Annotated in this window: 11 protein-coding genes; 5 read left to right on the forward strand and 6 right to left on the reverse strand. The window is 52.2% G+C overall.

Features of this window, described 5'->3' with window-relative positions; all coding sequences use genetic code 11:
- Nucleotides 1-122 precede the first annotated feature (122 nt).
- Entirely contained in the window at nucleotides 123-2,261 is a 2,139-nt protein-coding gene (locus AB4876_RS02755) for a TolC family outer membrane protein (RefSeq protein WP_368380121.1), read from the reverse strand.
- Between the two features lie 511 nt (nucleotides 2,262-2,772).
- Here AB4876_RS02755 and coaD point away from each other — a divergent pair.
- Both coaD and AB4876_RS02765 read left to right on the forward strand, forming a co-directional pair.
- Entirely contained in the window at nucleotides 2,773-3,258 is a 486-nt protein-coding gene (gene coaD / locus AB4876_RS02760) for a pantetheine-phosphate adenylyltransferase (RefSeq protein ID WP_368380122.1), read from the forward strand.
- A gap of 152 nt (nucleotides 3,259-3,410) precedes the next feature.
- Complete coding sequence (locus AB4876_RS02765; RefSeq protein ID WP_368380123.1) at nucleotides 3,411-4,184, forward strand: dienelactone hydrolase family protein; 774 nt, start codon at nucleotides 3,411-3,413, stop codon at nucleotides 4,182-4,184.
- Nucleotides 4,185-4,263: 79 nt separating this feature from the next.
- On the opposite strand, the gene AB4876_RS02770 is transcribed toward AB4876_RS02765, so the two are convergent.
- Nucleotides 4,264-5,484 (reverse strand): Nramp family divalent metal transporter, encoded by a 1,221-nt coding sequence (locus tag AB4876_RS02770; RefSeq protein ID WP_368380124.1) that lies wholly within the window; start codon nucleotides 5,482-5,484, stop codon nucleotides 4,264-4,266.
- 188 nt (nucleotides 5,485-5,672) lie between these two features.
- Between AB4876_RS02770 and AB4876_RS02775 the strand changes: the two genes are divergently transcribed.
- Entirely contained in the window at nucleotides 5,673-7,055 is a 1,383-nt protein-coding gene (locus AB4876_RS02775) for an ABC1 kinase family protein (protein ID WP_368380125.1), read from the forward strand.
- Between the two features lie 114 nt (nucleotides 7,056-7,169).
- Here the strand turns inward: AB4876_RS02775 and AB4876_RS02780 are convergent, their stop codons facing one another.
- The 4 genes from AB4876_RS02780 to AB4876_RS02795 all read right to left on the reverse strand — a co-directional run bounded on the left by AB4876_RS02780 (nucleotide 7,170) and on the right by AB4876_RS02795 (nucleotide 10,679).
- Nucleotides 7,170-7,751 (reverse strand): YceI family protein, encoded by a 582-nt coding sequence (locus AB4876_RS02780; RefSeq protein WP_368380126.1) that lies wholly within the window; start codon nucleotides 7,749-7,751, stop codon nucleotides 7,170-7,172.
- Nucleotides 7,748-8,344, reverse strand: coding sequence for a cytochrome b (locus AB4876_RS02785; protein WP_368380127.1), 597 nt, complete (start codon nucleotides 8,342-8,344; stop codon nucleotides 7,748-7,750). Before AB4876_RS02785 ends, AB4876_RS02780 begins: the two co-directional genes overlap by 4 nt.
- A gap of 235 nt (nucleotides 8,345-8,579) precedes the next feature.
- A complete protein-coding gene (gene ggt, locus AB4876_RS02790; protein ID WP_368380384.1) occupies nucleotides 8,580-10,358 on the reverse strand; it encodes a gamma-glutamyltransferase in 1,779 nt (592 codons plus the stop codon).
- 63 nt (nucleotides 10,359-10,421) lie between these two features.
- Nucleotides 10,422-10,679, reverse strand: a complete 258-nt coding sequence (locus tag AB4876_RS02795; RefSeq protein WP_368380128.1) for a hypothetical protein — start codon at nucleotides 10,677-10,679, stop codon at nucleotides 10,422-10,424.
- Nucleotides 10,680-10,857: 178 nt separating this feature from the next.
- Between AB4876_RS02795 and AB4876_RS02800 the strand changes: the two genes are divergently transcribed.
- Nucleotides 10,858-11,829 carry a class 1 fructose-bisphosphatase gene (locus AB4876_RS02800; protein ID WP_368380129.1) on the forward strand — a complete coding sequence of 324 codons (972 nt, stop codon included), beginning with the start codon at nucleotides 10,858-10,860 and terminating at the stop codon, nucleotides 11,827-11,829.
- Nucleotides 11,830-11,868: 39 nt separating this feature from the next.
- On the forward strand, nucleotides 11,869-12,708 hold the full coding sequence (locus tag AB4876_RS02805; protein ID WP_368380130.1) for a 23S rRNA (adenine(2030)-N(6))-methyltransferase RlmJ: 840 nt from the start codon (nucleotides 11,869-11,871) through the stop codon (nucleotides 12,706-12,708).
- Nucleotides 12,709-12,749: the final 41 nt, after the last annotated feature.

The following is a 12,749-nucleotide window of genomic DNA, read 5'->3' on the forward strand; positions in this document are numbered from 1 at the left end:
ACCGCCAAGCTTGGCAGGAATATGCCTTCGCGCAAGCCAACACATCACACAATACGCGCGAAAAATACAAGGTTCGCTCATTGTTAATTAGCGTAGTCCATTTTGCCCAATAGTCACGGTAATTACCGAGCCGACTCTTGCAAAATAAAGCGAAATTCGCCGCGGCGATTTATTGCCCGACCGTCATCTGTAGCGTTATCGGCTAGAGGCTCATCCTCACCCCGACCAGCAATATATATGCGATCGGCCGACACTCCTGCTTTAATCAACATTTGCTTGGTAGCTTCAGCGCGACGTTCTGATAAACGCAGATTATAGCCGCTAGAGCCGAGGCTATCGGTATAAGCAGACATTTCAACAAGCACTCGAGGGCTAGCAAGTAGCGCACTAATAATACGATTTGCCAACACTCTTGATTCCGCAGTTAATGACACCCGATTAAAGTCAAAGTTCACGTAGTAAGCCTTAGTGAAATCAACTGCCGCGTGCTCACCCACCATCAAGGTTACGGTTGCCGTCGCCGTCGCCTGGCCATCATCAACAATATACGTAAAGGTATCGCTGCCGAGAAACCCTTCCGCCGGACGATATACCAAATTATTGGCTGCATTTACTGCTAGCTGCCCGTGCTTAGGCTGGGAGAAAGCTTTGATTGTAAGCGGATCGCCATCTTTATCCCTATCATTTTCCAGTAGCGACGCTCGACCTATTTCAACAACATCACCCGCGTTGACCGCTACCGCGTCATTTACCGGCTGTGGCGGGCTATTCCCAAGCTGCACCGCCGGGCCGGACCTATCCTGCGGCACAGCGCAACCAAACTCATTCACCACCATACCAGCGAGACTATTATCACAGTGGTCACTCTTATCTATTTCTGTATCGCCATCGATATTGTCCTTCAGCGGCAATCGATCACGGCCTTTTGCTGAAATACGGGCAACACGGAGGTTTTCATCCTCGACAATCGGCTTTAACCCAAGGCCTTCAAATAACTGCCCAGTTCCCTCTAAAATACGAAAACGCGCCGCGAAAGAGTCATAATAAGCGCTTATATAGGCATTTTGCGCACTATTAAGCTCATTCTTTGCGTCAAGTAAATTAATGAGGTCGCGCTGACCAATAAAGAACTCTTCCTGATAGGAAACCATGGTTTTCTGAGACTGAATAACATGCTGACGCAAATAACTCAGCTGCTCTTGCAAGGACCGGTCGCCCATCCAAGCAAGACGCAAGGTATTAATAATTTGGCGACGCACCCGCACCGCATACTGCTGATGCTCATGTACTGCGCTGATTTTTTTCTTTTGCTCGGCTCGGTCGGCACCGCCATTGTAAAAATTGTATTCAAGAGTAAGCGCCACACTGGCTTCTTCGGTATCACCCCGAATGCCGTTTAGATCCTGCCCTACCTGCTGAGCCAAGCGTAAATTAAGCTTAGGGTAATACTTGCTTTTCGAGCGTTTCTCGTCGAATAAGGCAGCAGCAATATTAGAGGTGGCCACGGCCATCGCTGGGTGCCGAACAAGCGCAAAGTCGGTCATACCATCGAGGTTCAATTCAGGGTGTTCCGGCAAACTCGGCTCAAGCAGTTCAATAGGCTGAATATAGCGGCCGAGTAAATGATGCGCCTCAGTCAGAGCGTCTTCTAGGTTATTGCGCTGCGCGATTAGCCCGGCTCGCGCACGCGCAACGCGGCCTTCGGTTTGCTCTAGCTGCGAGCGGCGGCCAGCGCCAGACTGGCTGCGGCGGGTAATTTTACTTAGGGTTTCTTCATGAGAGCGCAGGTTCTCCTGTGCTAGCTCAAGCAAACGCTGCTGCTTCAGCACCTCGAGATACGCTTTAACGGCTTCTAGGGCGACATTATCGGCAGTATCATAAAGATGAAATAAGGCCGCGCGCACCCTCGCATCAGCTTGATTTGAAAAGTTAACCGTATCAAAACCATTAAACAAGTTTTGCGTAATCGACAACTCAGCTTGGCCGCTCGAGTAATTATTCTCTTGCGCTAAGGGCGAGCTAAGCACCGTAGGCGCCTCACTCTCGACCTGACCACCGGTAGCGAACAAATCTACGCTGGGGCGCCAACCACTGCTAGCAATGGTCTGGTCTTGCTTGGTTTGACGAAATATATGAAGCTGTTCGAGCACCAGTGGATGCGCACTAATCGCGTCGGCAACAAAGTCTTGGATATCCAACGATTGTGCTTGCCCACCCGCTGCCCACACCCCAAATACACAGGCTAATCCAAATTTTTTCATTGCCAATCAAAACCTTAGTGTTTGAGTAAATGCACACACAGACCGCTCCCTGTGCCCGATACTTCGTACCGCTAGTTTATATAACGTATAGATAGCATCTAAAAACTTCCGCTCAAAACGATGAAGCCATCACGTGAGTAACGACGAAGTATATACAACTACCCATGCGGCGAGAACAAACTAGCCACTCATACCATCCTTACGGAATTTAAAGCGTAAATCCTAAAAACGACGGCAAACAGTAATTGCGCCGAAAAACACGGTATTTTATCTAGTGAAGCAAGTTCAATATTAATATGCAAGTCAGCCTGCAAATTATTGAGTTTTGGGGGTATTTCCACTGCAGATTACCCGCACAGCGAGCGACTGGCAGCCAGGCTGCCTAATTTCGCCAATGTCCCGCTCATCGCCAAATTATGATCGTCATCATTAATGCGTTAAAATTAGACCACGCCGTTGACCCAATGCCTATTGGCGTCGACATGCCAGCCCCTCGCAGATTCGGTGAGTCATGAAACGTATTATTTACCCTGGGACTTTCGACCCCATTACCCGCGGCCATATCGATTTAGTTGAGCGCGCCTGCAAGCTGTTTGACACGGTAGTCATTGCCGTCGCTAATAGCGAAAAGAAAGTACCTATGTTTGCCCTCAAGGAACGTATGGATTTGTGCAAGCAAGCGCTGGCCCACGTACCCAATATTGAAGTGTGCAGTTTTACCGGCTTAACCGTCGAGCTCGCCAAATCACAAAATTGCAGCATTATTCTGCGCGGCGTTCGCACCGTGGCCGACTACGAGTACGAGCTCCAACTAGCCAATATGAACCGCTCTTTGGCGCCAGGCATTGAAACCGTATTTTTAACCCCAGGCGAGTCACTGTCTTACGTGTCGTCGTCATTACTTAGGGAAATCGCCAGCATGGGCGGCGATGTATCGCGCTTTGTCCCCGACAACGTCAGCGCAGCCTTAAACGCCCGCTTCCCTGCCCGAAAATAAGCCGGCTAGGCACTGCTTACCCCAGTGCCAGCAGCTGTCCCACAAGTTCATTTTTACCAACCACCTCTCGTAGCCTAGCTATCACCCGTCATCAAATTAGCGTTATATTCCGTATCACTCAGCTTTAATACAGCCTATAAAGGGAGAGCCCGATGAAATTACTTGCATGGATCAGCGCCGCAGTACTTTGTAGTTCAGCACTGCATGCCGAGATTATCGAGAGCAAATTAAACCTACCCGGCAAGCTCGGTTCAGCCGTGCTATATCACGATTCAGCCAAGTCCGCGGCAGCCCCCGCGGTAGTCGTCGTGCATGAGTGGTGGGGACTTAACGACTATGCTCGCGGCCGCGCCAAGCAGCTAGCCGAAGCGGGCTATACTGCGATAGCTGTGGATATGTACGGCACCGGCAAAAGCACCGACCACCCCAAAGATGCTATGGCGTTTATGAACGCCGCATTAGCGGAACCGGAAAAAATGAATGCCCGCTTTGATGCTGCAGTTGCCATTTTGCGCAAACAACCCCATGTCGCCGCCGACAAACTATACGCCATCGGCTATTGTTTTGGCGGCGCAGTGGTATTGAACCAAGCTCGGCGCGGACTTGATTTAGCCGGGGTAGCTAGCTTTCACGGCAGCCTGGGCAGTGAAACCAAGGCCGAGCCCAATACGGTGAAAGCCAAAGTACTGGTTGCCACCGGCGGCGCCGACCCCATGGTACCACCAGCCCAAGTCGGCGCCTTTGTTGAAGAAATGAGCAGCGCCGGCGTTGATCTAAAATTATTGAGCTTTCCTGGCGTGGTACATAGTTTCACCAACCCCGGCTCCACTGCGATTGGCGAGAAAACCAAAATGCCGCTGGCCTACGATGCTAATGCCGACAGAATAAGCTGGGCAGCATTGATGACGATGCTCACCGAAAAATAGCCCAAAACGGTAAAGTGCTTATCTGTAAAACCAAACCGGCACCCACCGCCGGTTTGCATATCTCCGCGCCCCACCAAAGTTAATAAAAAAAGTGCTGCACACCCAAAGCGCTAAAGACCAGCAATGCCAGCCCCATCATAAGATTGCTAACGATGCCGTAACGATGCGTTTTCGCGATAATCCGATTATTCAAATAAAATAAAGTCAGCGCCAGAAAAGGCATAAAAAAAGCGCCGGTAACCGCATATAACATGACCAGCCAAACTGGCTTACTCATTAGCAATAGCAGCATAGGCGGCAAAGCCAGATACAGCAAAAATCCACGGTAAGGCCAACTACTAACAGCCAATGATGGCGCGCCAAGCTCGATATCATCATTACGCTGCCAGTTTCTCAGCAAGTCGGCAAACAAATACGGCACCCCCTGCCACACGCCTAGCATTGAGCTAAATACGGCAGCCCACACCCCAATCAAAAACACATTTCGAAACAACGGATGTAAGGTGCGACCTAACTCGTCGGCCATGGCCAGCAAAATTTGACTGCCCTGTATCGAGGCCGGTGCAGCCTTTGCCGCCAGCAACATAATCCCCATACCAAACAAAGCGGTAATCGCATAAGCCACCACTAAATCAATTCGCGCCAAGGGCAACGCACTGCGGTCATACCACCCCTTTTCGCTCATCCAGTAGCCATAACACAACAAAGTAACACTGCCACCAACACCGCCAATAACCGCTAGCACTAGGCGACCGTGGGTTTTATCAGCCGAGTCGACCAGCAGTGTTTGATTGAAGCTGATAGCGGATAAATCCAAACTAAACACCGCAACCATCACAGTGGCAAACATCAACAAAATTAAAACCTTCATCGCCTGTTCAAAAAAGCTGTAGCGACCAAATAGCACCAGAATGAGAGCCAGCAATGAATGTATGAACGCCCAGGTATTCACTGACAACTGCGGCAATAATGCGTTAGCTGCCAAACCACAGGCAGCCATTAGGGCGGCGCCCACTAAAAAGCTCCAGAGCAATAAATATACAAAGAAATAGGCATTCACCCAACGCGGAAAATAGTTCGCCCAGCCCCGCAACACACTCTGCCCCGCGCACAACTGCCAGCGCGCCAAGCCCTCATTTAGGGCCAGCTTGATGATTGCACCAAACACCACCGCCCACATAATGGACGTGCCAAGACTGGAGCCAGACACCGCTGCGGCGACTAAATCGCCGGCCCCAAGTCCCGTTGCTGCCACCACAAAGCCCGGGCCGATCAAGGTCAGACTTCTTAAAAATTTCATCGCGATTACCCAAATGTATAAAATCATACTGCCGCCAAGCCTCAGTATGACAAGCAGGGACATTAGCGTCATCTGCGCTATTGCCAAATCTAATACTTAAGCTATGCCAAATAGCTGGCGCCAATAAAAAAGCCGCCTTGCTGCAGCGTATGCTGCGTTAAACACGCGCATTCATTACAATGGCAAACATGAGTACTCAACCACCAGATAAACCGCTTCACCAGCTTAAAACTGGTGCTTTTGGCCGTCGCCTTGCACTCTCTACCCTCGGCCTGCGTTATGGTAGCCGTGCGCTGCGCCAGAGTATGTGGCAGCGAGTGAGCGGCAACGATGACGCCGCGCTGGCCAAACGCACCGAAAATATCGACTTCTTTGTTAGCGAGCTGGGGCGATTAAAGGGCAGCGTCGTCAAAATTGGCCAGATGATGGCCACCTATGGCGACTATATGATGCCCCCCGAAGTTGCCGATGCCCTGCACAACTTAGAAGACAATACCCAAGCCATGGCGTGGCCGGTCATCGCCAACGTCTTACAGAAAGAGCTCGGCGCCAGTGCCCTAGCCGAGCTAGAGATAGACCCAGAACCACTCGCAGCGGCTTCCCTCGGCCAAGTACACCGCGCGCGCTTGCGGGCGAGCGGTGAAGAATTATGCATAAAAGTGCAGTACCCCGGTGTGGAAGACACTATCGATGCCGATTTTAATGCCGTGCTGCGTTTGCTAAAAATCTCCCGCCTGCTGGCCAGCACCCGTAATATCGACGACTGGTTTGGCGATATTCGCTTATTGCTCCACAAGGAAGTGGACTACGAACAGGAGCGCAGGGATTTAGATTTTGTCGGCAAATCGCTCGCTGGCGACGATCGCTTTGTGGTGCCCAAAAGCTACCCCGCCTACTCTACGCGGCGGGTTCTGACCATGAGCTACGAGGCCGCCGACTCGGTGAACTCCGCGGCTGTGGCTGCCCTGCCCCAAGTCCGTCGCGACCGTTTGGGCAGCGCGGTATTAGATGTTTTTCTCACTGAGCTATTTCAGTGGCGACGCCTGCAAACCGACCCCAATTTTGGCAATTTTAGAGTGCGCATAGACCCAAAGGGCCAGAGCGATAAACTAGTATTGCTCGACTTTGGCGCGATGCGAATGCTACCCGACACCTTTGCCAATGAGTTCTGCGCCATGATGATTGCCGCCTACCAGCGGGATCGGCCGCAGTTTTTAGCCAAGTCGCTAAGTTTGGGCTTTATGAAAGCCCACTTCCCGAAAACTGTACTCGACAATTTTGTCGATATTGGCATTGATATCGCCGAGCCCCTGCGCACCCCCGATGCCAGTGTGCCGGCCTGCGCAGTAAACGCCAACGGTCAATATCACTGGCGCGACAGCGGCCTGCCTAAACGCATTGCCAAACGTGCGATAGCAGCGTCAATCAGCAAGTATTTTGCGCTGCCGCCCAAGGATTTTTTATACGTGATGCGCAAACTGATGGGTGTCTACGCCTTAATCTCGCTACTCGATGCACAATTCACCGCCGATACCGCACTGCTAAAATATTTACCCCAAAACGAAAAATAGCGCTATAAACTCCAGACATAAAAAAGGGCCGCTATAAGCGGCCCAAAAGTTTGAGACTGAATGAGGGTAATTCCTAATCTTCGAGTACTACTACGCTAAAAAAGTTCAATTGGTTTACATCATTGATTGGGCAATGCCTTCAACATCCAAAGTCAGCTCCACAATTTGTGATGCAGGGCCAAGATCAAAATCAATCCCAAAGTCCTTTAAAGCAATTTGAGTTGTGCCGTGAAAACCTTGACGGTAGCCGCCCCAAGGATCTTTACCGCCACCAATCTCGCTTACTGCGATGGTCACCGGTTTGCTTACGCCGTGCAAGGTTAAGGTGCCTTTCAGCTCGGCCTTGCCATCGCCCAGCGCTTTAAAGCTTGAGCTTTTAAAGCTGGCGGTGGGAAATTTATCTACCGCCAAGAAATCTTTACCGCGCAAATGCTTATCCCGCTCGGCGTGGTTACTGTCAACGCTGGCGGTTTTAATCGTCACGTCCACTGACGACTCATCGGGTTTGGCTGGGTCGTAATTAAAGCGCCCCTCAAAATCATTGAAGCGGCCATATAACCAGCTATAGCCCAAGTGCTTAATTTTGAAATTAATAAAAGCGTGCGCGCCAGCGTTATCAATTTTGTATTCCGTGGCCTGCAGGGCGCCGCTAAAGCCGAGTAAGGCAGTAAAACCAATCGCAATTAAACGTTTCATTCCTTCGCTTCCTTTTTGATAGTAGATGGTGCGGGGTGAAGTGCTGCGTCACGGCCCAGCATTTTGAGCAAGGTCGAGTCGCGGTTAATAAAATGGTGTTTTAAGGCTGCCAAGGCGTGAACGCTGGCCAGCAAAATCAAACACCACGCCAAAATTTCGTGAATCTCACCGGCAATGTCTTCTTGCTCTGGCAAATCGTGCAAGGTGGCGGGCACGCTAAACCAGCCGAACACCTCAATGGCGCGACCATCGGCGGTGGAAATCAAATAGCCGGCAATCATCAGCGCAAACATCAAGGAATACAGCGCAATGTGGGTGAGGTGAGCGCTAATTCGTTCCCATACTTTTAAGGCTGGGTCATCGTTAGGCCGCATATTCACATTGCGCCAAACTGTGCGCACAACAAGCAAGCCAAACAACACGATGCCAATACTTTTGTGAAGCGCCGGCCCGTCTTTATACCAAGGATCGTAATAGGACAGCTCACGCATCCACAACCCCAGCGCAAACATCCCGATCACCGCCAGCGCCATGCTCCAGTGCAAAGCGATGCTCAGCCAACCGTAACGGTTTGGGGTGTTCTTAACAGGCATTGCGGCTCCCTCGCTAAATTCAATGAGCCAAGTATAGAAGCATTTGATTGATAGAAAAGCGCAAAATTCTGGGTTAATAGATCAGATTAGTTGATGTATTGGCAGGAGTACAAATAAACCGTCGTGCTGGACTTGATCCAGCACTGGTGGGGCGACCGTGAACTTCATCAGCGGCACTGGATTCTGAATCAAGCTCAGAATGAGGTTACATAAAGAATGCATTGTATAGCGACATTTAAAACCCGAGCGCCTGCCCCTCACGGCGCGGGTCAGCGGCACCTTCCAAGCCAGATTTTTTAATTACAATTCCGTGCAGGCCGCTGGTTTGGTCGCGCTCACGAAATTGGTGACCGAGTTTGTTGAGCTGCTTTTTATCGCCGGTTTTGAAGCGACCACTTTCCAGCTCTAAGGTGTCGCCCATCGCAACGATATGCCCCCGCGCAATGGCGGCGCTAATCGTGTCTCCCTCTGCCAACACGTGGTAAAGACTGCCTGCCACATAATCAATAATCCGCGCACCGCCGGGCGAGCCAATCGCCAACACCGGACGATTATTTTTAAACACAATCATTGGCGACATTGACGAGCGCGGACGTTTACCCGGCTGAATGCGATTCGCGATTTTGCTGCCATCAGCGTCTTTCGGGCTAAAGGAAAAATCGGTCAATTGATTGTTTAGTAAAAAGCCACCGACAAAAACCCGTGAGCCAAAGGCGGTTTCGATGCTCGTTGTCATACTCATCACATTGCCATCGGCATCGACAATACTAAAGTGGCTGGTCGACGGTAGCTCCGGTGAGCGACTGTCGCTGACCTTAGGCGCATGCGGCGGAACGCCGGCCTCAACCACCGCAAGGCGCGTGTTTTGAATCAAATCGGCGCGCTGTTTTAAATAGTGCGAGTCGACCAAGCCCGCGCTGGGCACGGCAACAAAATCAGGGTCGGCGACGTAGCGATTGCGGTCGGCAAAAGCGAGCCTAGAGGCTTCGATAAAGCCGTGCATAAAACCAACCCCCTTCAACGCACCACTGCGGGCCTCATACGCATCAAGCATCCCTAAAATAGCCAGCACCGTGGTGCCACCCGACGATGGCGGCGGCGCGCCGCAGACTTGGTAAACTCGAAAGGGTGCGCACACCGCCTGCCGACGCACTGCATGGTATTGTTTTAAATCCGCAAGGCTCAGCCGTCCAGCCCGATTAGGGTCCTTCGCCACCGCGGCGACGATATCGTGGGCAATAGCGCCGCGATAAAAAGCGTGACTACCTTCTTTTGCCAACAGTCGTAAGGTCTGTGCATAGGCGGGATTGGCTAAACGACTGCCAACGGCCTTGGGCTGAAGTTGCTCGTCAAAAAAATACGCGCTAATCGCGGGATTTACGGCAACCTTGGGCATTTCTTTAAGCAAAGTATGCAGACGTGGCGAAATAATAAAGCCGGCCTCAGCCAGCTCAATAGCGGGTGTAAATAGATTCGCCCAAGGTAATTTACCTAACTCCCTGTGCGCAGCCTCTAGCATCGCAACAACGCCAGGCACCCCAACAGAGTGTCCGCCAATAACTGCTTCGAAAAAACCCATCTCGCGGCCATCAGCATGCATAAAGTAGTTTTCATCGACCGCCTGCGGCGCGGTTTCGCGGCCATCCCAACTGCTCAGCTGTTTGTGCTTGGCATCCCAGTGCAGCATAAACGCGCCGCCGCCAATACCGGAAGACTGGGGCTCAACCAAACCCAAAACCAGCTGTGCGGCAATGCCTGCGTCGATGGCTGAGCCGCCTTGACGCAGAATTTTCACAGCAGCTTCGCTGGCGTATGGGTTAGCAGTAACCGCCATGGCCGACTTCGCGTAAACCGTCGGGCTATCTCGAAAACCGCTTGCCGCCTCTGGCACAATGACTGGGTCGCTGGCATAGGCCGGCGCCATGCCCAACAACAGCAAGACAACACACGGCAGCACCAATAAAGGACGCAAATAGGACATAGACCGAGACTTAGAAAGAAACATAAACATCATCACGTGGCGGAATCCAGAAATCAGCTTGCCACGGCACGCCCACAATCGCAAAGCACTCGCGCTTTACATCATGCTCCGCTCAACATCCCGCAACTGCCGTGAATAGCTGCGGCAGTGCTTCCACAGCCAATCTTCTTTGCTGCGCCGCGCCTTTTTCATGGCGGCACCGCTGGCGTAGCCTTTGAGCTTTTTACCAGCACCTAGCGCCTGCTCTAGGCGCACCACTTCAACTTTGCGCGCTCGGCAGGCATTCCAATCAGCTGCGCGAGCAGAGTGGTTTATTACTAAAAAGATGCCCAATACCGCGAATGAAAATTTCATGGTGACCTCCTTGTCGACCGTGAACAATTGATCTCATTTATTTCTAGCTGTGAGCTAAAGTCATAACTTAAAACACTGTAAAACCGAATGCAAAGCCCAGCTCCCGCGCCATTCACTGTCTTCTAGCGCAGGCCGGTGGCATAATAGATCGCTGTCGCCCGCTACCGGAATGCCTTGCATGAGCAGATCTACCCTTCCCGAGTTTCTTGCCCAACACCATGTTACCGCCGATCTTCAAACTGTCATTTTAGGTTTGGCCGAGGTCAGCGTGACCATTAGCCAAGCCTTAGCAAAGGGCGCACTGGCCGGAATACTCGGCGCTGCCGGCGCTGAAAATGTGCAGGGCGAAGACCAGAAAAAGCTCGACGTTATCGCCAACGATTTAATCAAAGACGCGCTAGCCAAGCTACCCGCCGTGCGGGGCGTGGCCTCTGAAGAAGAAACCGACGTACTGCCCTGCCACACCGATGGTCGCTATTTAGTTACCTTCGACCCCCTTGATGGCTCATCGAATATCGACATTAACAGCATGGTCGGCACCATCTTCTCGGTGCTGCCCCACACTGGCAGCGCGCCAGTGTGTGAGCAGGATTTTTTACAGCCCGGCCGCAATCAAGCTGCAGCAGGTTATGTGCTGTATGGGCCCTCGGTCATGCTGGTACTCAGCACCGGCAACGGCGTGACCATGTTCACCCTAGATCAAGACAGCAACACCTATCTGCTCACTGACGCCGAGGTCAGCATTCCCGCCGACGCCAAAGAATTCTCCATCAATATGTCTAACCAGCGCCACTGGACGGCTGGCATGCAAAGCTATATTAGCGACCTGATCGCCGGCAAAGACGGCCCGCGGAGCAAAGATTTTAATATGCGCTGGGTTGCGGCAATGGTCGCCGATGTGCACCGCATTCTGTGTCGAGGCGGCTTATTCACCTACCCCTGGGACAGCCGCAAGCCAGAGCAAGCGGGCAAATTGCGCTTAATGTACGAAGCCAACCCTATGGGCTTTTTGGTTGAGCAAGCGGGCGGCGAAGTGTGGACCCCCGAAGGTAAAATACTCGACATTCAACCCGAGCATATTCACCAGCGGGTGCCGGTTATTCTCGGCGCCGCCAACGAAGTTAAAACCTGCGTCGATTACCATAAATAACGCTGAGCTTTTTCAGAGCAACAACCGAGATTTATTATCATGCTCAGCTACCGTCACGGCTTTCACGCCGGCAACCATGCCGACGTGCTCAAACACCTAGTCCAGGTTTTGTGCCTAGATTACTTGCAGCAAAAGCCCACTGGGGTGTCGTATATCGACACCCACGCGGGGGCCGGCTTTTACCATTTTGGCAGCGCCTTTAGCGCCCAAAACCGCGAGTTTGACAGCGGCATTGCCAAATTGCGCGCCGCGGCAGCAAGCAGCGAATTCCCCCCGCCCCTGCAGCGCTACCTCGATATTATTGAGGCTTGCTGCAAAGGCGAGGCCGAGGGCTACCCCGGCTCGCCCGCCATTGCCCTGCAAATGTTGCGCGAGCAAGACAGGGCCCATCTATTTGAGCTGCACCCTAACGATCACGAAAACCTGCGCAAACGTTTTCACCACAGCGCGCGCATCAGCGAGAGTGACGGTTTTGCTGGCTTAAAAGCCCTGTTGCCGCCACCCAGCAAACGGGCACTGGTGTTAATCGACCCGCCCTACGAAGACAAAAACGACTACCGCAATGTCATCGCCGCGCTCAAAGACAGCCAACGCCGTTTCGCCAATGGCGTTTACACACTGTGGTACCCCTTGATTCCTCGCGAGGAATCCAAGGATCTAGGCCGCCGCTTAAAAGCTCTGTCGCCCGACAATTACCTGCACATCAAGCTCTCCGTGCAAGCCCCCGCGGGTGAACACGGCATGTTTGGCAGCGCCATGTTTGTTATTAATCCGCCGTGGCAACTCGCCGCTCAGCTAGAGCAAGCGATGCCAGTAATCGAGCAATTGCTCGGCGACGGCGTAAACAGCAGTTTTGAATTAAATTCAGCCATTCGCTAACGCTCGCAACGGCCAAGCCGTCAAACAGCCAGCAAAACTGA

Origin of the sequence: Zhongshania guokunii (assembly GCF_040892635.1) — a bacterium.
Classification (GTDB): Bacteria; Pseudomonadota; Gammaproteobacteria; order Pseudomonadales; family Spongiibacteraceae; genus Spongiibacter; species Spongiibacter guokunii.

What these genes read in the sequence shown, in the direction of transcription:
- AB4876_RS02770 (WP_368380124.1), bottom strand. Translation starts at nt 5,484, where the DNA reads ATGAAATTTTTAAGAAGTCTGACCTTGATCGGCCCGGGCTTTGTGGTG.
- AB4876_RS02755 (WP_368380121.1), bottom strand. Translation starts at nt 2,261, where the DNA reads ATGAAAAAATTTGGATTAGCCTGTGTATTTGGGGTGTGGGCAGCGGGT.
- AB4876_RS02805 (WP_368380130.1), top strand. Translation starts at nt 11,869, where the DNA reads ATGCTCAGCTACCGTCACGGCTTTCACGCCGGCAACCATGCCGACGTG.
- AB4876_RS02800 (WP_368380129.1), top strand. Translation starts at nt 10,858, where the DNA reads ATGAGCAGATCTACCCTTCCCGAGTTTCTTGCCCAACACCATGTTACC.
- AB4876_RS02795 (WP_368380128.1), bottom strand. Translation starts at nt 10,679, where the DNA reads ATGAAATTTTCATTCGCGGTATTGGGCATCTTTTTAGTAATAAACCAC.
- AB4876_RS02780 (WP_368380126.1), bottom strand. Translation starts at nt 7,751, where the DNA reads ATGAAACGTTTAATTGCGATTGGTTTTACTGCCTTACTCGGCTTTAGC.
- AB4876_RS02775 (WP_368380125.1), top strand. Translation starts at nt 5,673, where the DNA reads ATGAGTACTCAACCACCAGATAAACCGCTTCACCAGCTTAAAACTGGT.
- ggt (WP_368380384.1), bottom strand. Translation starts at nt 10,358, where the DNA reads ATGATGTTTATGTTTCTTTCTAAGTCTCGGTCTATGTCCTATTTGCGT.
- AB4876_RS02765 (WP_368380123.1), top strand. Translation starts at nt 3,411, where the DNA reads ATGAAATTACTTGCATGGATCAGCGCCGCAGTACTTTGTAGTTCAGCA.
- AB4876_RS02785 (WP_368380127.1), bottom strand. Translation starts at nt 8,344, where the DNA reads ATGCCTGTTAAGAACACCCCAAACCGTTACGGTTGGCTGAGCATCGCT.
- coaD (WP_368380122.1), top strand. Translation starts at nt 2,773, where the DNA reads ATGAAACGTATTATTTACCCTGGGACTTTCGACCCCATTACCCGCGGC.